At 45.3% G+C, this 24529-nt stretch carries 21 protein-coding genes; 10 read left to right on the top strand and 11 right to left on the bottom strand.

Going from position 1 to position 24529, the window contains the following annotated elements:
• Positions 1-23 precede the first annotated feature (23 nt).
• The 4 genes from D9Y29_RS23380 to D9Y29_RS23365 all read right to left on the bottom strand — a co-directional run bounded on the left by D9Y29_RS23380 (position 24) and on the right by D9Y29_RS23365 (position 3864).
• Positions 24-641 carry a hypothetical protein gene (locus D9Y29_RS23380; RefSeq protein ID WP_127132659.1) on the bottom strand — a complete coding sequence of 206 codons (618 nt, stop codon included), beginning with the start codon at positions 639-641 and terminating at the stop codon, positions 24-26.
• A 284-nt stretch (positions 642-925) separates the two neighbouring features.
• Positions 926-1423 (bottom strand): regulatory protein RecX, encoded by a 498-nt coding sequence (locus tag D9Y29_RS23375; protein ID WP_127132658.1) that lies wholly within the window; start codon positions 1421-1423, stop codon positions 926-928.
• Positions 1424-1426: 3 nt separating this feature from the next.
• Entirely contained in the window at positions 1427-2530 is a 1104-nt protein-coding gene (locus D9Y29_RS23370) for a trypsin-like peptidase domain-containing protein (protein ID WP_127132657.1), read from the bottom strand.
• A 20-nt stretch (positions 2531-2550) separates the two neighbouring features.
• The gene (locus D9Y29_RS23365) at positions 2551-3864 is read right to left on the bottom strand and encodes a type III secretion system chaperone family protein (protein WP_127132656.1); all 1314 of its coding nucleotides are present in this window, start codon (positions 3862-3864) and stop codon (positions 2551-2553) included.
• Positions 3865-4109: 245 nt separating this feature from the next.
• On the opposite strand from D9Y29_RS23365, the gene dnaN reads away from it, so the two are divergent.
• The 3 genes from dnaN (at position 4110) to kdsB (ending at position 7084) form a co-directional block, all read left to right on the top strand.
• On the top strand, positions 4110-5225 hold the full coding sequence (dnaN, locus tag D9Y29_RS23360) for a DNA polymerase III subunit beta (RefSeq protein ID WP_127132655.1): 1116 nt from the start codon (positions 4110-4112) through the stop codon (positions 5223-5225).
• 226 nt (positions 5226-5451) lie between these two features.
• On the top strand, positions 5452-6270 hold the full coding sequence (locus D9Y29_RS23355; protein ID WP_127132654.1) for a sterol desaturase family protein: 819 nt from the start codon (positions 5452-5454) through the stop codon (positions 6268-6270).
• Positions 6271-6364: 94 nt separating this feature from the next.
• The gene (gene kdsB / locus D9Y29_RS23350; RefSeq protein ID WP_241238023.1) at positions 6365-7084 is read left to right on the top strand and encodes a 3-deoxy-manno-octulosonate cytidylyltransferase; all 720 of its coding nucleotides are present in this window, start codon (positions 6365-6367) and stop codon (positions 7082-7084) included.
• Between the two features lie 40 nt (positions 7085-7124).
• On the opposite strand, the gene D9Y29_RS23345 is transcribed toward kdsB, so the two are convergent.
• Positions 7125-8579, bottom strand: coding sequence for a rhomboid family intramembrane serine protease (locus tag D9Y29_RS23345; protein ID WP_127132653.1), 1455 nt, complete (start codon positions 8577-8579; stop codon positions 7125-7127).
• A gap of 97 nt (positions 8580-8676) precedes the next feature.
• Here D9Y29_RS23345 and D9Y29_RS23340 point away from each other — a divergent pair, with 97 nt between their 5' ends.
• The 3 genes from D9Y29_RS23340 to corA all read left to right on the top strand — a co-directional run bounded on the left by D9Y29_RS23340 (position 8677) and on the right by corA (position 12508).
• The gene (locus D9Y29_RS23340; protein WP_127132652.1) at positions 8677-9588 is read left to right on the top strand and encodes an ROK family protein; all 912 of its coding nucleotides are present in this window, start codon (positions 8677-8679) and stop codon (positions 9586-9588) included.
• Between the two features lie 722 nt (positions 9589-10310).
• Positions 10311-11405 carry an iron-containing alcohol dehydrogenase family protein gene (locus D9Y29_RS23335; protein ID WP_127132651.1) on the top strand — a complete coding sequence of 365 codons (1095 nt, stop codon included), beginning with the start codon at positions 10311-10313 and terminating at the stop codon, positions 11403-11405.
• A 5-nt stretch (positions 11406-11410) separates the two neighbouring features.
• Positions 11411-12508: a magnesium/cobalt transporter CorA gene (gene corA / locus D9Y29_RS23330; protein ID WP_127132650.1), complete on the top strand. Its 1098-nt coding sequence runs from the start codon at positions 11411-11413 to the stop codon at positions 12506-12508.
• A gap of 9 nt (positions 12509-12517) precedes the next feature.
• Here the strand turns inward: corA and cydB are convergent, their stop codons facing one another.
• The 4 genes from cydB to D9Y29_RS23310 form a co-directional block, all read right to left on the bottom strand.
• A complete protein-coding gene (gene cydB, locus D9Y29_RS23325; protein ID WP_127132649.1) occupies positions 12518-13552 on the bottom strand; it encodes a cytochrome d ubiquinol oxidase subunit II in 1035 nt (344 codons plus the stop codon).
• Positions 13553-13570: 18 nt separating this feature from the next.
• A complete protein-coding gene (locus tag D9Y29_RS23320; RefSeq protein WP_127132648.1) occupies positions 13571-14956 on the bottom strand; it encodes a cytochrome ubiquinol oxidase subunit I in 1386 nt (461 codons plus the stop codon).
• 59 nt (positions 14957-15015) lie between these two features.
• The gene (locus D9Y29_RS23315; RefSeq protein ID WP_127132647.1) at positions 15016-15522 is read right to left on the bottom strand and encodes a DUF2480 family protein; all 507 of its coding nucleotides are present in this window, start codon (positions 15520-15522) and stop codon (positions 15016-15018) included.
• Positions 15523-15628: 106 nt separating this feature from the next.
• Entirely contained in the window at positions 15629-17770 is a 2142-nt protein-coding gene (locus D9Y29_RS23310; protein WP_127132646.1) for a peptidylprolyl isomerase, read from the bottom strand.
• Positions 17771-18346: 576 nt separating this feature from the next.
• On the opposite strand from D9Y29_RS23310, the gene nadA reads away from it, so the two are divergent.
• Entirely contained in the window at positions 18347-19357 is a 1011-nt protein-coding gene (gene nadA, locus D9Y29_RS23305) for a quinolinate synthase NadA (protein ID WP_127132645.1), read from the top strand.
• A gap of 265 nt (positions 19358-19622) precedes the next feature.
• The gene (locus D9Y29_RS23300; protein WP_127132644.1) at positions 19623-20099 is read left to right on the top strand and encodes a GAF domain-containing protein; all 477 of its coding nucleotides are present in this window, start codon (positions 19623-19625) and stop codon (positions 20097-20099) included.
• Positions 20100-20102: 3 nt separating this feature from the next.
• Here the strand turns inward: D9Y29_RS23300 and mnmG are convergent, their stop codons facing one another.
• Together mnmG and ybeY are read right to left on the bottom strand one after the other, a co-directional pair.
• Positions 20103-21965 (bottom strand): tRNA uridine-5-carboxymethylaminomethyl(34) synthesis enzyme MnmG, encoded by a 1863-nt coding sequence (gene mnmG / locus D9Y29_RS23295; protein WP_206513857.1) that lies wholly within the window; start codon positions 21963-21965, stop codon positions 20103-20105.
• 1059 nt (positions 21966-23024) lie between these two features.
• Positions 23025-23393, bottom strand: coding sequence for an rRNA maturation RNase YbeY (gene ybeY / locus D9Y29_RS23290; RefSeq protein ID WP_241238022.1), 369 nt, complete (start codon positions 23391-23393; stop codon positions 23025-23027).
• A 227-nt stretch (positions 23394-23620) separates the two neighbouring features.
• Here ybeY and D9Y29_RS23285 point away from each other — a divergent pair, with 227 nt between their 5' ends.
• Together D9Y29_RS23285 and nadD are read left to right on the top strand one after the other, a co-directional pair.
• Entirely contained in the window at positions 23621-23848 is a 228-nt protein-coding gene (locus D9Y29_RS23285; protein WP_127132643.1) for a FeoA family protein, read from the top strand.
• 15 nt (positions 23849-23863) lie between these two features.
• The gene (nadD, locus tag D9Y29_RS23280) at positions 23864-24439 is read left to right on the top strand and encodes a nicotinate (nicotinamide) nucleotide adenylyltransferase (RefSeq protein ID WP_127132642.1); all 576 of its coding nucleotides are present in this window, start codon (positions 23864-23866) and stop codon (positions 24437-24439) included.
• Positions 24440-24529: the final 90 nt, after the last annotated feature.

Here is a 24529-nt window from a genome sequence, read left to right as displayed (position 1 = left end):
TTTTAGTCAGCCCCTCTTACTTACTATTCTTCTGATCTCAAATATTTCTTCATCGTATCATCGATGGTCTTGTGCCAGTTGATGGCGATCTCTTCATAAGTGGTCCGGGCTAGTTCATTCTGCATCATTTGCTCAGCAGTCATTTGGAGGAACTTCCGGCAGCTGAGGTCCCATTCGTTGAGTAAGAAATTCGCAAATGGATTCACCAGTTCCTGTAATTCGGTTTTGCCTTCGGGCTTTTGCTGGTTCAGGAATTTTTGCGCCAGCACGATCATATAAAGTTCCCAGCCAATCAGCAGGCAAAAGAGATATTGGTATTGTTTCGATTTGTCTTCTATCTTTTGTGCATGCATCACGTTAATGAGCTGGTGCATCCAGTTCTTCACGACGGGCTCACTGTCTGTTAAACATCCGAACATCGAGACTTCCTTCTTATCGGTCTCAAAATCCAATCCGGGTTTAGCTACCTCATCCAGCAGCCAGGCGGCGATATTCTCAGCATGTTCCTCAAATACGTCCAACTGGTGCCGCAACTCGTGCAATTCATGTTCTTCAGCAACTTCAAACGGACGAAAAAAAACATGAATGGCCCACCAGGTAAACCCACACCCGAAATAATATTTATACTCTTTATCTGTCATAATCATTCCTTACCCTGAAATTAAGCAATAAAAAAGTCTTTGGCAGGCCGGTATCTGTTACAATACTTGCGCTGCCAAAAGACTGGATGATGCAGAAGCGCAGGTATTAGCAACGCTCTGTCATCATGCTGGTTGTTGTAAGGATTAAAGCTGCTATCTAAATATGCCTTTGCAGGCAATCAGCTTACATGATTAAAAAGGTACGGGAAAACGATGATAGTGGGGAAACGGCCACGAAGGTAGACAGATTATTGATCCAAAGCAATACCATCTTGTGGTAAATATTACTCTTTTTCAGAGTTCGTCTGGCGAAGTCTTGAAACAGCAGCCCTCACCAATTCCATCTCGAATCCTTTCTGTATAAGGTAATCCGTGGTTTTACCCATCTTCACAAAATGGTTCACGCCTTCTCCTTTTACACTATTCCATTTTACAGAAGCGAGCTTCTCCAGGGTTTTCAGATAATCATCTTCATCTATCTCCTTCATGGCCTTTCTGATGCAGTATTCGCTGACATGTTTTTGCTTGAGCTCGTACCTGATCTTTACCCGGCCCCATTGCTTCATGCGAAATTTGCCGCCCGCAAACATAGTGGCATAGCGTTCTTCATTGAGGTAGTTCTCTTCAATAAGCAGGCTCAGCAATTCTTCCACATCTGTTTTGCGAAGGCCAAATGAATAGAGTTTCTCCTTCACTTCCGTGTGAGAACGTTCCTGGTACCCGCAGTAGTGGCGGGCTTTCTGTAATGCCTGTTCTTTACTTAATTGTTTTTGATATGCCATGGATCAGACTTCCTCCAGCCTGTCAACACATCCGTACGTGGACTTCAGCAGATCATCGTAATGGTCTGCGTTCTTGAAGAGTGTACTGAATGTTTGTGACCCTGTATCTTTCGTAATATCGAGATCATAGATTACACAGCTCAGTACAATGTTCTGGCTTACGCAACTGAGCACCAGTCCATTCATTTTGTAGTTCTCCTGTAAGAGATATTGATAAAGCGGTTTGATCCTGGTTGCGTCGGGTGGTAACTGACAGAGGTAAGCGTCGCCGGTGATGAAATAGTTTTCAGGATTATAAGTGATCTTGATCCTGGCGCTTCCTTCCTTCACTTCCCAGCGATTGGCGCCTGAACGGGAAAGTTTGATATCCTTACCCAGCTCACGCAGGATGTCTTCGATGGTCTTTGCAACGCCTACCACTTCCATTTCCTTTTCCGGCAGTTCCGGCAATTTCACTTCTGTTCCGCAGGAAGGGCAATATTTGGCTGCTTCGATATTATCCGGCAGCACCAGGAACTCGCAGCTTGGGCAACGGGTGGAAGGTGTGCCTTTATGCGGCGCATACAATTGAAGCGCGGTGCGCAGATAATTCACAGGCAGCGCGAAGCCCAGGTTGTCGCCACCGCGGATGATGAATGAGTTCACACCAATTACTTCTCCTTCTTCGTTCACCAACGGGCCGCCGCTGTTTCCGGGATTGATGGCCGCATCGATCTGGATGAATTTCAGGCCATCGCGGATACGGTCCACTTTGGAGATCACACCTTGCGTAGCAGTATAGTTCAATCCATAAGGGTGTCCGATAGCGATCACATTATCGCCATCTTTCAAAGATTCATACCGGCCCAGTGGCAGCTCGGGCAGCTCAATCCCTTGTGGCGCCTGCAGGAATGCGAGATCATGCTTGCGGTCTGTATACCATACACGGCTAAGCGCTTTTTCAAAGGTTTTGCCTGCGATGGTTACTTCTGGATTGTTGTCTACAACGTGATCATTGGTAATGATGAGATCGAACTCTTTCAGATAGAAACCGGTTCCGGTCCCGTTCTGCGTGGCGATCTGTATGATGGAAGGTTGAAATTTTTCTATTACCTGTTGTGTTGGCATAGCGATGTTGGTTAATGGGTCTAAGCTTCAAAATTCAATGCTGCTACTTCTGTGCTGAAACTCTGATTAAAATTCACCAGGTTATCATACTTCAAACTATGAAGTTTGAAAGCCAGGTGCGGATATTTGGGTTTCCATTCCTCCATTATCTTTTCGATTGCTTCCTGAATGGCGTCTGACTCGAAGGATTTATCGTTCACATCATAATACTTCGTGTTGAAACCAAGCGCAGCAAAGTAATCCGCGTAGTTCACCTGCATAAAGATTCGGAACAGGTCAGCCCATGGTTTGGGAAGGCTATAGGAATACTGGCAGAAGGCAAGGGGATATTCCATTACTTTATTGGCTACAAACGCATGTCCGTTCTCGTTATAGAAGGGCATGTTCTGGGCAGCTGCATTGATGGCGTCTGTGACAACTTCATACTTCTGCGGGCTCACGATAGCAAAAGTGTGACGGCTGCGGAAGAGGTAGGGGAATACTTCTTCTTTGGGCTTGGTCAGCAGTTTCTCGTAAGCTTCGCGCATGAGCTGGTTGCGCTCGATGGTTTGCCGCTCGTCTTTCCTGTAATAGATGTCCACCAGTTTTTCCAGTTCATTCTGCAATTGTCCTTCAGGCGAGATCAGGTAATCTATGCGGAAGGCCAGGGTGAGCAGGAGATAGGCGATGCCTCCGGAATATTTGTCTGCATCCAGCGTTTTGATATAGTCCAGTGTTTCGCTGATCCATTGCTGGAAGTAAGTGTATTTCACTTCTTTTTCAGTGAGTGGGATCTCTATTACATGGTCTGTGTCCATTGTTTGCAGGGCAGTGAACTCCTGCACCAGGAGATCGTCCTGTTTATCCGCTTTGGTGGCCAGTTCTTTCAACCCGTAATAGAGTTTGTTGGGGTTGGCAGTTTTGATATCGCTGTCGAAGCGCATACAGATCCTGTCCTGGTCCAGCGCGTAGCGGCTATAATAAAGGTTGAAATTCATTTCCAGCAGCCGGCGCATTACGGGAACGCTGGACTGTGGCATTTTGGCGAGTGTGATCTCGGCCTGGAGGCGGTGGTCATTGAATTCGCCGCGCACCACTTTTGAGCCCTGGAACACCTGGAACCGGCCTTCCTGGCCGTTGCGCTCCAGCACTACGTTCTGCTCATTTTCATCCCGCAGGTAGTCGAAGAAGGCTTCGATACATTGATGATACTCCTGGTTCTTGAAAAGATTGTCCGCTTCCGTCCAGCGGCCCACTTTGGTCACAGACTTGTTATTGTCTGAATAACGGCCAAAAGTGATCGCCGGGTCATCCTTCTTCTTTTTACCCCATCCAAATAATTTATCAAATACCATACGTAATTATATAATGTTTTTTCCAAATGCCCTGTTACAGGAGCCGGAATGAGGGCATGAAGTTATTCAATTTAACGGCTTTTGCAACTCCATTCCGGCAGTTCGGCGGGATATACCACCAACGTGGTATACTACGCCGGGGCCTACCTGGAGGTTGCTAACAATTCCCGTCCGGGAACTGTTCAAAAAAAGCGTTACAAGGTATCATTCATAATTCTATATTTGCTCAAATCTTAAACTATTATATGAAGTTTATAGTTTCTTCTTCGGCTTTGTTGAAACAGTTGCAACAGATCAGTGGTGTAATCAACGCCAATACCGTTTTGCCCATCCTGGAAGATTTCCTCTTTGAGGTGGATAAGAACAAACTGACTGTAGTGGCTACCGATCTGGAAACCGTGATGAAGATCCAGATGGATGTGGAAGCCAAAGACGCCGGTCGTGTTTGTATCCCCGCCAAGATCCTGATGGACTCCCTGAAAAACATCCCAGACCAACCGCTCACTTTCAATATCGATAAGAATTTCGGCGTTGAGCTCACCAGCGACAACGGTAAGTACAAGGTGATGGGTGAAAACCCCGATAACTTCCCGAAAGAACCGGTAGCCGATGATACCACTTCTTTCACCATGACTTCCTCAGCCCTGGTAACCGCCATCAACAAAACACTGTTCGCCGTGAGCAACGACGATCTGCGTCCAGCCATGACCGGTGTTTATTTTGAAATGGACAAGAAAGGTCTTCAGTTTGTAGCCACAGACGCCCACCGCCTGGTACGTTACAAAAGAACAGAGGTAGCCTGTCCGAAAGCAGACTCACTCATCGTTCCTAAAAAACCGCTCAACCTTCTGAAGTCTGCTATGCCGGATAACGATGATGAGCTCGTGATCAACTATAACAGCAATCACCTTTTCGTGAAGCACGGCACAACACAAATGAGCTGTCGACTCATCGACGCGCGCTTCCCTGACTACCGTGTGGTGATCCCTGCGGACAATCCGTACAAACTCACTATCAATAAAGCTGATTTCCAGGGCGCTCTCCGTCGGGTAAGTATCTTCAGTAACAAGAGCACCAACCAGGTGGTACTGAATATAAGCGGAAGCGAGCTGCAACTGGCCGCACAGGACGTTGACTTCAGTTTCGAAGGAACCGAGCGAATGAAGTGTCAATACAATGGTGAAGACCTTCAGATCGCATTCAATGGTAAGTTCCTCATTGAAATGTTGAACGCTGCTGAAAGCGATGATGTAGTGATCGAACTGAGCACTCCTACAAAAGCTGGTATCATCAAGCCAACCGAACAGGAAGAGAACGAAGAGATGCTGATGCTGGTTATGCCGTTGATGCTGAATAGCTAAGCAACTCTTTCTCAAAATACTGAAGGCGCCCTGGTGGCGCCTTTTCTTTTGCAGTTGTCAATCGCTCGCCTCTGGCGAGTGATTTATATTTGTTCGCCTCCCGGCGAACACCGCGTCGCCTCCGGCGACTAAACAAAAGTCACTCGCCGGAGGCGAGCGACAGGCGGCACCCTGCGTTTTTCTGTTTCAGCCATTAATCGTACATTACTGTTCAAGTTTTAGCCATATGGAATCCTTTGTGCAATTCTGGGAACACATCGCGCCATGGCAACGCATGGCTATCCTCATGGGCGGAATGATCTTGTTCTGGTTGATCGAGGGCGCTTACCCGCTGTTCAAATTCTCATTCAAAAGATACAAGCATGCCGGTGTGAACCTCGTGTTCCTCACCACCACCGTTGTTCTGAATATCCTGCTCGGCGCTATCACCATCATGGTTTGCGCCTGGGTTACCAAAAACAATTTCGGATTGCTCAACTGGTTGGGCTGGCCGGTTTGGGCCACCATCATTCTCGCAATCTTCCTCATGGATTTCTTTTCACAATACCTCCCTCACTATGCGATGCATAAAGTGAAATGGATGTGGAAATTCCATATGATCCACCATAGCGATACAAAAGTGGACGTTACCACCGGTACCCGCCACCACCCCGGTGAATGGATGTTCCGCGAAGGCACTACCATCATCGGCGCACTCTTACTCGGCCTGCCCATCTGGTTGTATTTCCTGTACCGCAGTGTGTCCGCCATCTTTACCCATTTCAATCACGCGAATATCCGCGTTCCGAAGTGGCTTGACAAACCCATCAGTTGGATCTTCGTTTCGCCCAATATGCATAAAGTGCATCACCACTACAAAAGGCCTTACACAGATACGAACTACGCCAATATCTTCTCTCTCTGGGACCGCCTCTTCGGCACTTTCGCATATGTTGATCCGCGTGAACTGAAATATGGACTGGATGTACTCGAAGACGCCACGGACGAAGACCTCAAATACCAATTGGGTCTGCCTTTCAATAAAAATGTAAAAACGGATTACTGATAACCAGGCTCTGGTCTGTATATTCCTGAAGCCCTGACCTAATATTAGGTCAAGGCTTTACCTTTGTAGCACTTCTCTTAAAAGAAGTTTATTTATGGCAAGAATGATCGCAATGATACCTGCCCGCTATGCCGCTACCCGGTTTCCCGCTAAGCTGATGCAGACCCTGGGCAACAAAACAGTTATCCGGCACACTTACGATAATACCGTTGCCACCGGCCTTTTTGATGAAGTAGTGGTGGTTACCGACAGTGATATTATCTATGATGAGATCGTCTCCAACGGAGGCAAGGCAAAGATGAGCACCCGCGAGCACCAGAGTGGCAGCGATCGCATAGCCGAAGCCGTTACCGATATGGATGTGGATATCGTACTGAATGTTCAGGGCGATACCCCTTTCGTTCAAAAGAAACCATTGGAAAAACTGCTGCATTGTTTTAATGATCCTACAGTTCAGGTTGCCTCCATGATGCAGGTGCTTACCAAAAAAGAAGAGATTGAAGATCCAAACTTCGTGAAAGTGGCTGTGGACCGCAATATGAATTCGCTGATGTTCAGTCGTAGCGTTCTTCCTTATCCACGGGATACCGAGGCGCCTGTTACCTATTATGAGCATATCGGCGTATACGCTTTCCGCAAACAGGCACTGCTGGATTTCACCAACTGGCCCATGACCCCACTGGAAGCAGCCGAGAAGATCGAATGCCTTCGATATCTCGAATATGGTATACCGTTACGAATGATTGTTGTGGATTATATGGGGATCGAGATCGATACACCCGCTGACCTGGAAAAAGCTAGTAAGCTGTTCTGATCAGTTAACATAATAAGAAAGGCTCTTTACGGAGCTTTTTTTATTCTCCTTTATTGATCCTGGCAATGATTGCCTCAATTGCTCTGCCGTAACTATTCAGTTGGTTGTTGTATTCATTCGAATCTTCTTTCATGGCCTTTCGCAGCAGCTTAAAGTATTTCACCCGAAGGTCCGCGTATTCCTTATAAAGATCTCTTACCGCTTGCAGTTCCGGCGGCAGTTTCAGCGCATCCAGTTTTGCGATCTCTTTCTGGTATATCTCCCAGGCCGGAATGGTTTCTTCGCCCAGGTATTTGATTACTTTGAGATCTCCTGCCTTCTCCATATCCTTGTAAAAATTCAGGCCCTGCTTTTCATACTTCGAAGCGTGCTGCACTATTCTTTGAAAATCCGTCCCTACATTATCCAGCGCCCGGTATCCGCTCATTATGATAAGAATACCGATCAACACTGATCCAATGATTGACAAGAAGACCGGCTGTTTCGATTTCCTGATCAGCAGGAAGAACAGGTAACCCAATGCTATTCCTGTTAACAAACCTCCGATATGCGCGGCATAATCTACGCCCGGCCTAAAGCCTGCGATCAGGTTGATCACCACTATCGTTCCAATATTTGGCAGGATGGTATTACGGACATTCTTTTCAATCAGGTTGGTGCTTAATAACGCCAACATCAGACCGAACAATCCAAAAATAGCCCCGGAGGCGCCCGCCGATACAACAAACGGGTTCCAGATAATACTCGCAATACTTCCACCTACACCTGTAACAATAAATGCCGAAAGAAATCTCCACTTTCCGATCAATGGCTCCAGCAATGTTCCGATCATATACAAACTCACCATATTCACCAGCAGGTGAATAACACCTATATGCTCAAACATACAGGTGAAGAGCCGCCACCATTCACCATCCACAATGGTCAGGAACCTGGCATTGGCGCCCCATTTGATCAGCGCATCGATACCCGGACTGAATAAAGAAACGCCGTCCATCACCATCAGGAGGAACAGCACCACACAGATCCCGATCAGAGAAGCGGTAACGCCAAATTCACCTTTTGGCATGTACCATTTTCTATTCGAAGAAGGATTTCGGAATTTGGGTGAAAGTTGATCCAGTATATCATCATCGCCGCTAGCTTTCACTTCGGCTATGCGTGCCTGTAATTGCTCGCGTTCTCCGGCGCTCATTCTTACGCGCGATTCTTCAAACAGACTGAGGAATCTTTCAACATACTGCTGGTTCCTTTTGGTTGCAATCACAGCTCCGTTACTGCGGCTCTCCAGGTATGCGCCGCCGTTATTAAGCCAGAGCGTGAACGTTTCTCCCCAGGAATTTGCCCTCACTGAAAGGGGAATTCCGGCAATCAATCCATGGTCAGAAATAAAATGAATTTCCCATCCGAGATCTGTTACAGTTTTTGCAGCAACTAACAAATATTCGTCAGTATTTATTCCCGGCAGTTCTATAAATGTTTTCCACGAAGCCATATAAAAATTGTTATCGCGTAAACCAAAATTGTTTCATTTTTTCTGATTGTGCAATTGACGCTGCTATTTTAATTACATTTAATGATACAAATTTTTCATGAACGATCCGCTTTGGGGCATAGATCTCGGAGGCACGAAGATAGAAGGGGTGATCCTGCCATCCATTGAAGAAGCAACGCCGCTTTTGCGACTGCGCATCGATACTGAAAGAAGCAAAGGTTACAAACATATCCTGCAGCAGATCAGTTCCCTGGTTCATCAAATGCAGGCACAGAGCGGATTACAGCCAACACGAATTGGATTTGGAACACCCGGTGTACTGGACCCCGTGTTGCAAACAATGAAGAATTGTAACAGTACTGCACTCAATGGACAACCGCTAAAAAAAGATCTTGAAGAACTATTGAACGTTCCGGTTGTTCTTGCCAATGATGCCAATTGTTTTGCACTGGCAGAAACCCATTGGGGTGTTGTGAAAGAAAAAGTCTCCGGCGCCGCCGTTGTTTTTGGGATCATCCTGGGAACTGGAGTTGGAGGCGGAATTGTGGTGAATGGCAAATTGTGGAATGGCCGTCACGGAATCGCCGGAGAATGGGGCCACAATTTTCTCGATGAAAGCGGAGGCAAATGTTATTGTGGAAAGACCGGTTGTGTGGAAACTATTCTCTCGGGCCCGGCACTGGAAAGATTTTATGAATCGATATCCGGCACGAAGGCCAACCTGAAAGAAATAACTCAGTATTACCTCTCGCAGCAAAATGATGCTGCTAAGCAAACCATAGAAAGATTAGCCTGGTTCTTCGGAAAAGCCGTTTCGGTTGTAACAAACCTGTTAGACCCTGATATTATTGTAGTGGGTGGGGGAGTTGGCAATATCGATGTTTTATATACATCCGGTATGCAATCACTTCAACATCATATTTTCAATAACAGGCTCGATACCCTGGTCCTGAAACCAGCGCTGGGCGATAGTGCAGGTGTTTTCGGAGCTGCTGCACTGGTGAGTTGAATCGCTTCCGTCAAACCCGTTCCTTGAAAAGGAGTTATTCACACGTGCATACTAAACTGATTATCTCAGGAGTTTACAGGTGGCTCTTTGAAATGACAGGGCACTGTTATGCCCGTTTGTATAAATTATATCCAAAATTAATGTGAAAGATAACCGCAGTTTTCCCGCTTTTTGCAGGAATAAATGTGATTAGGGTTTTGGTTACGTTACCGTGTCGCAAATTCTTGCGCATTTCTGTCGATTTGTGCAATTTTTTTTCAATTGCTGATTCACGGTATACATATAAAAATTACCTTTACCCCTACTTCGGTCGGAAATCTCCATTCTTTACATGTTTTTTGATATATAGATTTTTTTATCCATGAAAAACCACTGCGCCTGATCATGACCGTTTTATTTGATTTGTGCTAAATCGTTTTATCAGCCCAATACCGATCCCGTGCAAAACAACAGGCCAATGTTTTTTCCAACATCCTTATCGTTGAACAATTAGTCTCTCTTACCCAAGCTGCATCAAGAACCCGGGTTCCAGATCAACTGGTATGGAATTTATGTGGATTCCATCACCGCAGCAGGGAATTAAAATAGCTGGTACACCACATACAGCGATTGGTTAGGGTTCTTATAACAAAACGCAGCTCCATGCTGCGTTTTTTTGTTTATTTATTCCCCATAACTTCGCAATACTTTCAAACTTATTTTTAACCTACTGAATATTAGATATGAAGTTCAGAAATTTCAGAATGGTGAGCTATGTGGTTTATGGCCGTGGCAGCTTCGATCAACTGGATGAGATCCTCGCACCACAAAGAAAAGGCGATGCTCCCATGATCTTTTTAGTGGACCATTATTTCCAGAACGGAGGCAGCGTTGGTAACGGTAAATCCCTCACAGACCGCATACCCCTGCGCGGAAAAGACAAGATCATTTTTGCCGATGTAACGTATGAGCCCAAAACAACACAGGTTGACAAACTCGCCAATGAACTGAAAAACGAGTTCGGTACTGTCAGTGGTATCATTGGTATCGGCGGTGGCTCCGTAATGGACCTCGCCAAAGCCGTATCCCTCATGATGAACAATCCCGGCTCTTCTGCCGACTACCAGGGATGGGACCTCGTGAAACTCCCCGGCGTTTACAAAGCAGGTATCCCCACCCTCAGCGGAACCGGCGCAGAAGTTTCCAGAACAACAGTTCTTACCGGACCAACCCGCAAACTGGGCATGAACTCCGACTTCACTCCATTCGACCAGATCGTTCTGGACCCCGAACTCTGCGCCAATGCGCCGGCCAACCAGCGATTCTACACTGGAATGGATTGCTATATCCACTGCATCGAAAGCCTGCAGGGAACTTATCTCAATGAATTCAGCAAATCATACGGCGAAAAAGCACTCGAGCTCTGCCGCGACGTATTCGTTCGCAAGAATGCCTGGGATGATGAATGCGACGATAAACTGATGATGGCTTCCTATGCCGGCGGTATGAGTATTGCTTACTCACAGGTTGGGGTAGCCCATGCCGTTAGTTATGGTCTCAGCTACCTGCTTGGCACCAAACATGGAATCGGCAACTGCATTGTGATGAACCACCTGGAAGATTACTATCCTGAAGCAGTAGTTGAATTCAAACAAATGGTGGAAAAGAATAAGATCGATATTCCGGTTGGCATCTGTAAAGATTTGTCTGACGAACAATTCGACACCATGATCAATGTTTCCCTCGGCATGAAACCACTCTGGGAAAATGCATTGGGCAAAGACTGGGAATCCATCATGACCCGCGAAAAACTCAGAGCGCTTTACGAAAAACTCTAACAAAAATGAGCCCGCAAAAGTATCTCCGTTATTTCGGTCTGAATAACCTGTTCGGTACGCAACGAACAAAGGAGATACTTTCTGTTAACCCTACAGTGCTGCCACATCGCGAAGAAGCGGCGCATGTGGAAGTGACCGTGTATGATTATGATTCAGCCAATATCCAGGTCCATCATTTCGAAAATGCATCGCCTTGCGGGAAATTCAGGAATGATGGACGGATCGCCTGGATTGATATTGCCGGTTTGAGAAAATCCGATGTTGAAACCATCTGCAATACGTATGATATCCACCCCCTGTTGATCGAAGACATTCTCAGTATCAACCAGCGTCCGAAAATGGATGAGGTAGAGGGTGTTCTCTTTTGCCTGCTGAATATGCTGTTCTTCAATGAGCAGAAAAAAACGGTGGAAACAGAACAGATCAGCATTGCATTGGGAAAGGATTTTGTGATCCTTTTCCAGGAAGATGCACACAGGGACGTTTTCGATCTGCTCCGCACAAGGCTCAATATGTCTAACAGTAAAGTGCGCCAGCGTACAGCCGATTATCTGCTGTACTCCATGTTGGACCAGGTAGTAGACAACTATTTTATTGTTATGGAGCGCCTCGGTGAGCAGATCGAAATGGTGGAAGAAGAAGTGATCAGGCAGAGTAATACCAAATCACTCGCCCGCATCAACCAGCTCCGCAAAGAACTGATCGTGCTCAAACGCAATCTCGCCCCCGTACGCGATCTCATCAGCGGCATCATCCGCAGTGAAAGCGATCTACTGGATGATCGTACCACCAAATATTTCAAAGACGTTTACGATCATATCATGCAGGCATATGATCTCAGCGAGAACTACCGGGATATAGTTACCGGCATGCAGGACCTTTACATCAATAATGTTAACCTCAAACTGAATGAGGTGATGAAGGTAATGGCCATTGTTACCTGTTTACTCGCGCCCGCTACCGTGATCGGCGGCATCTTTGGAATGAACTTCGAAGTGATCCCCTATGCACACCATAAATGGGGGTTCTATTTTGCAGTTGGCTGTATGTTCATCATTCCCGTCTGGATGCTTTGGGTGTTCAGAAGAAGAGGGTGGTTTTAGTTTCGCTGCTCAATAACTCATCTCGTCTAATTTTACTTTTCCTTTAAAAGTGTAAAACACGAAACTGGTGTAAATGGCCACCAGTGGGGTTCCTATCAATGCAATGATCAAAAGTATTTTCATGGTTTTCGGAGAAGACGCTGCATTGGCGATAGTGATACTATTCTGCGGATCGGAAGTGGAATACAGTAAAAATGGAAACACTTCCAGGGCCACCATGATCAGTAATAATGCAATTGTAACGGAACTGCTGATAAATGCATACCGGTACTTCCCCTTTTTGATCTGCCTTGGAATATTGGCGATGGCCAGCACCATCAGGATCGGGATGAGGAAACCCAACGGTGTATCCCGGAAGAAATCACTGAGATGTGGTATATATAATAAGGTGTAGAGCGTGGTGATCACGAAACTCAGTACAAAGAAAATGATGAAATTATTGGCCAGGATATGCAGTTTCGCAAATAAGCGGTTCTCTGTTTTCATGGTCAGGTAAATGGCGCCATGCATCATGAATAACGCCAGGGTAGTGATGGCCACGAGTATTGAAAAAGGATTGAAGAAAGAAAGCCAGTTGCCATCGAATTCCTTTTCCGCATTGAGCGGAATACCATATGCCACATTGCCGAGCATGAGGCCAAGCGACAACGCAATCACGATACTCGCAAATGAATACACGATATCCCAGGTCTTGCGCCACCAGCCCATCGGCTCTTTGCTCCGGAACTCAATAGCCACGGCCCTCCAGATGATTCCCACCAAAAAGATCATGAAAGGCACATAGAATGCGGAAAAGATGGCCGCGTAAGCAACCGGAAATCCCGCAAACAATGCGCCGCCGCCAATCACCAGCCAGACTTCGTTCCCGTCCCAAACCGGACCGATGGCATTGAGCGCGATCCGCCGGCTCTGTTCTTTTTTCAAAAAGAGATGGAGTGCGCCGGCGCCCAGGTCAAATCCGTCGAGGATCGCATAACCACTGATCACACCGCCAAAAACGAGGAACCACCAGATATTATAGTCGATGCCGAGAAATGTGTCCATAGTTAATAAGATTGTGGTTTATGATTCGTGGTCCATGATAGGGTTATCACGTTTGCTGCCTTCATCAATATGTTCTTTGGTGCCGTAGTCCACCGGCCCGTGCTGGATCTTACGGTTGAGCAGGTAAATGAAAAGAAGGAATAAGATAAAGTACACACCCAGGAAAAGGATCAGTGAAAACAGCACCTGGTTGGCAGTGACTGATTTCGAAAGGGCGTCGGAGGTTTTCAGCAATCCATATACCACCCAGGGCTGACGGCCCATTTCAGCCGCGAACCATCCGGCCTGATTAGCGATCTGAGGTAACAGTACCGCCCATACGAAGGCCCAGAGCAGCCATCGTTTATGGAATAATTTTTTTCGCCACCAGTAAAAGCAGGCCAGGAGCGTCATTCCGATCATGAGCATACCGCATGCCACCATGAGATGATAGAATTGAAAGATGGCATTCACTTGTGTTGGCCGCTCATTTTCGGGAAATGCATTGAGGCCTTTTACCGGTTCTGTAAAATTCCCGTGTAACAGAAAACTCAGTCCGCCGGGAATGCTGATCCCACTTACTTCCTGTGTTTCGTTGTTCACTTTTCCAATCAGGTACATATCGGCTTTGGCGGAACTATCATAATGTCCTTCCAGCGCGGCAAGCTTGGCGGGTTGGTTGCGGGCAACACCCTCTGCGCTCTTATGACCAGCCAGCAACTGGAGTAACCCTGAAACCGTTGCCACCACCAGTGCGATTTTGAAAGATCGTTTGGCGATATCGAGATGTCTTTTCTTCAAAATATACCAGGCATTCACGCTCAGTACAAGGAAAGCGCCGGCGAGAAAACATCCGATCCACACATGGACAAGTCTTTCAACGCTGCTTGGGTTGAATACCATCGCCCAGAAATCAGTGATCTCCGCGCGGGCATTCAATCCTTCGCCCACTATATGGTAACCTGCAGGTGTTTGTTGCCAGGAATTGGCCACTACAATCCAGACTGCAGAGAACATTGAACCAAGGAAGACCATGATACAGGAGAAGAAATGCACTTTCGGCCCTACACGGTTCCAGCCGAAGATGAGGATGCCGAGAAATCCTGATTCCAGTGCGAAAGCAAAGATGCCTTCCGCGGCAAGTGCGCTTCCGAAAATATCGCCTACATATTTCGAGTAGGTGGCCCAGTTAGTACCGAACTCAAATTCCATGATGATGCCGGTGGCTACACCCAGGCCAAAGATCAATGCAAAGATCTTGATCCAGAACCGCGCGATCTGTTCATATTTTTTGTCGCCTGTTTTCAGATACATTCCTTCATAGATCACCAAAAGCAGGCCCAGCCCGATACTCAGGGGAGGATAGATGTAATGGAAAGCGATGGTGAAAGCAAATTGTACGCGCGCTAAAATTTCTACGTCCATATCGAAAGCAGTTTAATACGTGCACAAAAAAGCCGATGCGGATGGCATCGGCTTTACTATCATTTATTCTTGAAGATAGGAACAGTACTGCAGGGCTCGCCATACATGATGCTCTTGGCCACAGGCCGCAGAAGCATGGTAATGGTGAGATAGGCCGCTTCACCGATGGTTTTGTCTCCACATCCTTTTACAACGATACGTTTATCGGCGAATTCGGCAGCAGGTATTGCTGCTATCCTTTGAACCAGGAATTGTTGGGTGGCGGAGGTGGCGTCTCCGAATACAACACCGGCTGCTACCGGTGTGAGGTAAGTGGCCACCAGCATGTAGGCCCACATGGGAATGATAGCATCCGCAGAACAGGTTACAGCTACCAGTTTACCCTGGTAAACGCTCCAGTCTGTTTCCTGCAGGGCGGTCCTGAAATCCTTCTCCTTAAGGATCATGCCCATGAACAGGTGGTCCTTCAAATCGAATACTACAATGGGTTCCTTCGGAAAATAATCTTCCAGGTCCAATGTGATCAGGCCGCTTTGCGCTATTTTATTGATGATCTCTTCACTCATGCCGGGTAATTTCACTTGTATAACAAAGGTAAGGATGAAATAGTTGCCAAAAAAAGCGGCTCCTTTTTAGGGAGCCGCCTGTATTTTTCAAAACCGTTTCTATCAGTTAGAAGAAGTTGATACGGTAGTCTTTGATATCTGCTGATTTCTTCATGGCTTCGATCACACGCATGCCAACCATTCTCTGCTGCTGGTTCATCATCGTCTGCATTTGCTTCACATCGAAGTTGGGGTTCGGTTGTGCGCCGAGGTTATCTATTTTCAGATAGAAAACCCCGATCTCACCAACAACAGGAGTAGACACCGCTGTCTGGAACTTCTTACAGAAGGCAGCCCCGATCAGTTTCGGCTCGTTACCAACATTTGGAACGAAAGGACTTGCGTAAGAGATGCTGTCTGCTTTCAAGACAGGCTGGTTAACTGCTTTGCTGATTCCATCGAGCGTATTGGCGCCGCCAACTTTCTTAACGATCTCGTCTGCTTTCTTTTTGTTGCGGATCTTGTATTCAACCAGTGGTCTTGCGCGGTCTACAGACATGTTGCCTTTTTCATAAGCAGCTACAAGAACGGGAACGATGAATTTATCACCGATCTGATAGTAACGCTCAGCAACCTGTCCAACTTTTGCAGTTCTGAACATCCAGGTCACCAGTTCGCGATTATCGCCCAGTCCGGGGATGCCGCTTTCGAGAGGCTTGATGTCCATTGCAGGATATTTGTTCAGGTTCTGTTTTTTGGCATTCTCATCGAAAGATTTTTTGTCTTTGCTGTCTAGTGCAAACTGAGCGGCCGCAGTTGATGCGCCATTCACTGTTTCAGCGCTGGCGATGATGGGGTGGCTGAGATAGGCAATTTTGAAACCGGTGCCGATATTTTTCTGGTTGAGCACTTCTATATAATGGTATCCGCTGTAAGAAGAGTTTTCCACTTTTACAGTTTTTTTGTCGCCTGCATTTCCGTAGAAAGCAACTTCCGCGAATTCCCTGCTGAGTTGTCCGAATTTGTTGGATTCAAATGTGTACTCGCCTTGTGTTTCTTTGCTGCCCATATCGTCAGAGTACTTCACCACCATGCTATCGAAGCTGGCGCCATTGCGGATGGCAGTAGTGATGCTATCTATCAGGAATTTGGCGGCGCTGTCTGTTCTTACCTGTCCGGCCTGGGGATCCGCGATCTTAACAAGGATATGTCTCACCTTTACAGTATCAGGGATTGCCCTGCGTCCGATCATTTTGGCGATGGTGTAATTGCTGCCATCGAGATAGGGTCCAAACACCTGTCCTTCGCCGAGTTGCTTGATGGAATCTGCATTGGACACTTTCATATTGCTGCCGAGTACATATCCATTAAAATAAGGAAGCTCGCTGTTATTGCGGAGCAGGAAAGATTCTACGTCTTTCTCAGGAATTGCAGCAAATTCATTCTTCACGCTGGCAACTCCCTCATAGGAAACAGCGCTGTCGGCTGCGGTAGGGGCAGCATCGAACATAACATATTCTATACCTCTTGCTTCTTCCTGCTGGTAGGCTTCTTTATTTTCGTTTACATATTGTCTTACATCTTCATCGGTAACCCTGATAGCAGAATCGCCAACAGAAGAGTAAGGAATGTTCACGTACGAGATATTGGAAACCTGGCTGTTCTCTGTATTCATTTTTTCCACCAGCCATTTTGGAGTGTAAGCACTGTTACTGATCAGTGAAACAAATTTCTCTTTCATTCTGGCTTTTTCCAGAGCGGGGAGGAACTCTCCGTAGAAGCTGTTAAATTGCGGAGTGTTCTTTTTAAGTTGGTTGATGGTTTGATAGGCAGTGTTTGCATCATAAGCACCGGTCTTTGGATCGGTGAATTGCTGACGCAGCATTTGTGGGGGATTTTCACCGTAAAGGATATCACCACGCTCGTCTTTTCCGATTTCGGCGAAGCCGATTTTTTCAAATTCATTTCCGAGGATAGCGTCTTCCACGTATTCATTCCAGAGGCTTTCACGGATCTGACCACGGAGACGTTCGTCAACAGAATAGTTCTGCGCCTGGTAGTTTTGTTCCGCAGCTTTGTAGCGGGCATCAAATTCATACGCATCTATCTTCTTACCATTCACTTTACCTATAACGTCTGAGGAACCGCCGAACATACCGCCTCCTCTTCCCTGGAAGGCATCCTGTACAATAAAGGCGATAAGGGCTAACGCAATCGCAGCGATGATGATCCACGCGGCTTTGTCGCGGATAGTTTGAATGACTGACATAGTGATATAAGTCCGTACGGTTTTTGAAACGGATGGCAAAAATAAGGGAAATACATTTATGAACAAACTGTGGAAAAAACCGTAAATGCGGCATCACCAGCGGGTTTGATCTAATTCACATTCCGGCGGAGCCGGCGAAAATTTTTGAAAATTGAAGATTTGTGAAACAGGCCGTGAAAACAGTTCCCCCAGCGCTTCGTTAATAACCACTATTTCATGTGGATAACCCCGGTTTTTGCACATCCCCATCCGGGGATTCCTGGCGGATAAGTTTCGAAGGGCCGGCGATAATTCCGGGAGGTGTAAATAAACCCCGAGTTATTCCACACCAACTAACAGAAAAATGTGATATTCAGAACGATGTTTTTATCCGGGGCCTATTTTAGTCCACAGAAGTGGAAAAAGATGAAAAATGCAGAACAGACCGAGCTTCCTGACTGTTAATGAATTGTGGATAACTGTGGATAAAGGCGTTGTTGTAACTTTACCAAAATTTTGCGCTCAGGATTTATCCACGAATCCACAGCCGTAATAGTAATAGGTTTTTATAAAAATAATTAATTAATATAGAATACTATGGCAGATATCAACATTGGCGTTGCAAAGGAAAAAGTTGAAACGAAAGGATTTTTGGACCTGGAAGTGGATCCGCAACTGGATCTTTTTAACGAGATCGAAAAATTGAAAAAAGAGAAAAACGCCATTGTTCTCGCGCACTACTACCAGGAAGCGGATATCCAGGATGTGGCGGACTATATCGGGGATAGCCTTGGCCTGGCGCAAAAAGCGGAAAAGACAGATGCAGACATCATCGTTTTTGCAGGCGTGCATTTCATGGCGGAGACTGCAAAGATCCTCAACCCGCACAAGAAAGTGCTGCTGCCAGATCTGAAAGCAGGTTGCTCACTTGCTGACAGTGCACCACCAGCTGCTTTCAAGAAATTCAAAGAGCAACACCCCGATCACCTGGTGATCTCATACATCAACTGCACGGCAGACATCAAGGCGCTTAGCGATATCATCTGCACTTCCTCCAACGCAAAACAAATCGTGGAAAGCCTGCCGCCTGATCAGAAAATCATTTTTGCACCTGACAAAAATCTTGGTTCGTACCTGGTTAAGAAGACAGGTCGCGATATGGTGCTGTGGGATGGAGCCTGTATGGTGCATGAGATCTTCAGCCTGGAAAAGATCATGAAACTGAAAGTACGTCACCCGGAAGCTAAGATCATTGCGCATCCTGAGTGTGAAGAGCATGTGCTAAAAGTGGCGGACTATATCGGATCTACCACGGGGCTGCTGAAGTTTTCACAGGATGATCCGGCTAAAGAGTTCATCGTTGTTACGGAAACAGGTATCCTGCACCAGATGCAGAAATCGTCTCCTGATAAGACTTTCATTCCCGCGCCACCGGATAACGGCTGTGCCTGCAATGATTGTCCGCACATGAAGTTGAATACATTAGAGAAATTGTATCTGTGTATGAAATATGAGCTTCCTGAGATCAAAATGGATGAAGTTCTTCGCCAGGCAGCTCGTAAACCGATCGACAGGATGCTTGAAATCAGCGCCAGGTACGGGTTGTAGACCGTTTCTGTTCGAAAGTTGTGGATAAGCCCGTTTATGTTTTTGAATTTTCGGGATTAACCTAAAGTATGTGGATAGGTCCCCGGGGAATTTTGAGGACTGTTTCAGGAAGTCAAAGTAGTGAATTGGGTACTTGGACATTTGTGAATATGATCGTGGAAATTTGAGCTGTTTTTGTCGTTTTTTGTTTGATGACGAAAAATGTGTTAATAAGTCTATTAAATTTGTAGACTTTATTGATGATTGATCTTTTAATTTTATTTCGATGGCGGAAGATTTGCACATTGCAACGGGGTCAAAGCAAGAGCAATATTTATCTCTTGTTCCACAGGTAAAAGCTTTGCTGGAAGGTGAAGAAGATCTTATCGCAAACCTGGCGAATATTGCCGGTGCGTTAAAAGAGCAGTTTGGATGGTTATGGGTTGGATTCTATATCGTACGTGACGAAGAGTTGGTGCTCGGTCCGTTTCAGGGACCAATTGCGTGTACACGTATCCGTTATGGAAAAGGAGTTTGTGGAACTGCGTGGAAAGAAGCTACAACGTTGATAGTTCCTGATGTGGAAGAATTTCCAGGACATATTGCCTGCAGTAGTTTATCAAGGTCTGAAATTGTTATTCCGATCATTCGCGATAAAAAAGTAAAGGCCGTACTGGATGTTGACAGTACAGCCCTGAACGAATTCAACTCAGTAGACCAGCTTTATCTGGAAGAGATTTTGTCGCTGATCAACTGGCCATAAAATTTATCTTCCCATATACACCATCAGGATTTGCACATCACTTGGATTTACTCCGCTGATGCGACTTGCTTGTCCTAATGTTCTTGGTTTTATTTTCTTGAATTTTTGTAATGCTTCGTTGCTCAGTGCTGCTACACGGTCATAGTCGAAATTGTCCGGGATCATGAGGTCTTCCAGTGAGCTCATCTTTTTTACGATCTCTTTTTCTTTCTCGATATAAACATCGTATTTGATCTGGATCTCTGCCTGCTCAATGATTTCAGAAGAAAACCCTTTTAACGGAGCTAGTGAGGGAAGTTCTTCGATCATTTCTTTCAACCCGATATTTGGCCGTAGCAATAACTGGATGGATTTGTTTTTGTGCGGCATCGGGGCCGAATTGTATTTTGCCAGGAAACTGTCGGCTTCCAAAGGATCAACTGATATTTCCTTCATCAGTTGTTTGATCTTTTCAGTGCCATTTCTTTTTGCGATCACTGCATCCATTCTTTCCTGGGATGCGAGACCCATACGATAACTGAGTTCAGTTAACCGGAGATCAGCATTGTCCTGACGAAGCAATGTTCTGAATTCTGCACGGGATGTAAACATGCGATAAGGTTCTTCTGTTCCTTTACTGATAAGATCATCGATCAATACGCCAATGTAAGCATCGCTTCTTTTGAGGATGAGTGGATCCAGTTCCCTTGTTTTTTGGTGTGCGTTGATTCCCGCCATTAAACCCTGACAAGCAGCTTCTTCATACCCAGTAGTTCCGTTAATCTGTCCGGCAAAAAATAGATTACCGATGAGTTTGGTTTCGAGGGAGTGAGTAAGCTGGGTAGGGGGGAAGTAATCATATTCGATAGCATATCCGGGTCTGAAGATCCTTACATTCTCAAATCCTGCTACTTGTTTCAATGCTTCATACTGTACTTCTTCGGGAAGGGATGTTGAGAAGCCATTCACATAGATTTCAACTGTGTTCCAGCCTTCGGGTTCTACAAACAACTGGTGTCTTTCCCTTTCGGCAAAGCGGTTGATCTTGTCTTCGATACTTGGACAGTACCTGGGGCCTGTTCCTTCGATCCTTCCGGTGTACATGGGGGACCTGTCGAATCCAGTTTTGAGAAGATCATGTACTTTCTGATTTGTGTAAGTTATCCAGCAACTGATCTGTCTGTTGGGTTTAGGTGTATTGGTGTAGGAGAATCCTGTGATCTCATCATCTCCTTTTTGTTCTTCCATTTTTGAGTAATCGAGGGACCTGCCATCAACCCGGGGTGGTGTTCCGGTTTTCAAGCGATCACTTTCAAAGCCCAGTTCCACGAGCTGTTCGGTGATACCTGTTGCGGCTTTTTCTGCTACCCTGCCTCCTCCAAATTGCTTTTCTCCAATATGGATGATGCCATTCAGAAAGGTTCCACTGGTAACAACGACTGCCTTAGAATTGATGGAATGACCAAGACCTGTAACCACACCTGCTGCTCTTCCATCCTTGATAATGATGGATTTGACCATATCCTGGTAGAAATCTACATTTTTTGTTTGTTCCAGTCTCTCTCTCCAGGTAGCAGCGAAAAGCATTCTGTCGTTCTGTGTTCTGGGGCTCCACATAGCAGGACCTTTGGATCTATTCAGCATCCGGAACTGGATCATGCTTAGATCTGTGACTATACCTGAGTATCCTCCAAGGGCATCGATCTCCCGAACGATTTGTCCTTTTGCAATGCCTCCCATTGCGGGGTTACAGCTCATCTGGGCTATCACCTGCATATTCATGGTGATCAGTAGGACCTTTGATCCCAGGTTTGCAGCAGCAGCTGCGGCTTCACATCCTGCATGTCCTGCACCAACCACAATAACATCATAATTAGGAAATATCATGGTGCAAAATTAAATGAATGAAATGGAAGTGGGAATAAAGTGTTCCACGTGGAAACATTTTATGATGTTATGAATTTAGAATGGTAGGGAGTGAGTCACTGGATAATCCAATTATTGCGATGTTTAATTTGCTAATAAGCAAAAAGAGGTTTTTGATATTCCCTTTGGAGACCAATGGGTGAAGTTGTTTTCTAAGGAGACGATAGGAGTATTATTAAAACCAGGTTTTGGCTTATGAAATTTCTCTTTATCTAATTATTTCAATTTGTTAATCTAATCTTCTCCAGGCTTTGTTTTCCTTTGAGGAAGATTTGAAGATTGTGTGGTTAGCTTATGTCATATAAAGATGCTGGGTATTATATTAGAGTGATAATTATTAGAATAGATCCTCGATTTATTCATTTGCTTGGTTATGGGTATAAACAGGCCAAGTTACCTTTTAGCGCATCTCTTTTTGACCAAAGGGCTCCCAGTTAGGTTAATCGTGTATGTGTTTATAGACATTGGTTGTCAAAATTTAAGGTAAGATTCATAGGAGGTAGTAAGGTTGATTATAGAAACCGGGGGTAGGAGATGGAATTCTATAGTTAGGGCTTTGGTTTTATTTTGAGTGCTTAAGATGAAAAGGGATTTGTTTCTTCATAAGTTCTCCGTTCCACGTGGAACGGTTCATTGTGAAAACAGCTTTGGTAATCAAATTCTTTCCGGGTTAAGTGTAGTCTAATATATAAAAAAGAGGTAAAGAGGTGAGATCTGTTCCAGGAGCTAAAGGAAAGTTTGATTTAAATGGGTGGTAAGTTGAATCTTTGAGCAAGGCAGATTGACCTTATAACCTCATATTGCCCTAATCAATCCTTAGTGTTGAATCCGCCTTTCTTTCCTCGATTATACAATTTCTGCAAGTATTGAACTGGGTGAAACAGGTATCAGGTTTCAGAAAGATAATTCCATTAAGAAGCTATAGTGATAGGAGTAGAAGACAGCTATGTAACTGAGTTTGGTCTGGGATTGATCCAGTGGTAGTTTGATAAGTGGATTTGTTGGGAAGATTTAAATACCTTACTTGTCGAAGTAAAGCTTCAGATATTTGTCTTCCATCTTCCGCATCAGAATCTCTTCAGCCTCAGTTTTGTCTTTATACCCGCACAAATGGAGTGCCCCATGAAAGATTACCCGGTGTAATTCCTCTTTAAATGAGGCATTGAAATTCTGAGCATTATCTTTCACGCGGTCAACGCTGATATAAATCTCTCCGGAAATCAGGCCGGGTTCAACAGAAAGATCGAAAGTGATGATGTCTGTGTAATAGTTATGCTTGAGATATTGCTTATTTATCTGCAGGAGATAGGAATCGGAACAGAATACAAAACTCAGATCAGCCAGCTTCTTCTTTTCCCTTTTGAAGATGTTGATTATGAAATCTTTCAATTGCGTCCGGTTTGTAAGGGACACTTTTTCAGCGAAATGGAAAGACACACTGGCCGGTAGTTTTATCATCATTTTTCGAAATTCGTAAAGTTTATTAAGGAATACAAAGCTACATTTGTTCATGATTCGCATGCCAATCCAAGGCATATTAAAAAGAGGAGAAGATTAGCGATTTTACTGAACCTGAAGGATCTCCTCGTGGTTATGAATATGATTAAATACTAAAGATGAAAAGACTTTCAGAGCTGGATTCAGGACGCAAGGCAAGAATACTTTCATTCGAAAACAATGATCTTTTCCTGAAACTGATGGAAATGGGTTGCGTGCCTGGGGAACTTGTAAGAATAGATCAGATCGCTCCCCTGGGAGATCCCATCTCTATCAGTGTTGCCGGTTATAGTTTAAGTTTACGTTTGAACGAAGCAGAGAATATCTTTGTGGAAGAGCTTTCCTAATCACATTTCACTTCCATGAAAATCGGTTTATATTTCGGTTCATTTAATCCAATTCATCACGGACATCTTATCATTGCTAATTATATGGTTCAGGAAACTGACCTGGACCAGGTCTGGTTTGTTGTTTCTCCGCAGAATCCTTTGAAACCTTCCAACGGTCTGCTTAATGAATACCACCGCCTTTTCCTGGTTCAGACAGCTATCAAATCTGAACCAAAGCTCAAGGTCTCCGATATTGAATTCCGTTTGCCCAAACCCTCTTACACGGTCACAACACTGGCTTATCTCCAGGAAAAATATCCCACTCACCAATTTGCCCTGATCATGGGTAGCGATAGTTTCCAGAACCTCGAACGCTGGAAAAACTACGAATATATCCTTCAGCATTACCCGATTTTTGTGTATAAAAGGCCTGGTCACGAAGTGAAAAACAATTTCGGAACAGGTAATATCACTTTCATGAAAGCTCCATTATTGGAAATTTCGGCTACGCATATCCGTAAGAATATCAGGGAGGGAAAATCTATTCGCTACCTCGTACCAGACAATGTGATGGAAGAAATTGAGAGGAACAATTATTACAGGAGCTGAAACGGTAAGCCCCCACCAGTTCTTCTTAGCGAGAGATTAGAAAATTTAAACTAACTTATACCACGTACAATTACCAGGTAAAACCGTCGT

The sequence above is a fragment of the Pseudoflavitalea rhizosphaerae genome (assembly GCF_003991355.1).
GTDB lineage: Bacteria > Bacteroidota > Bacteroidia > Chitinophagales > Chitinophagaceae > Pseudobacter > Pseudobacter rhizosphaerae.
The sequence above is the reverse complement of the archived record's forward strand: the minus strand, read 5'-3'. Positions and strand labels throughout refer to the sequence as shown.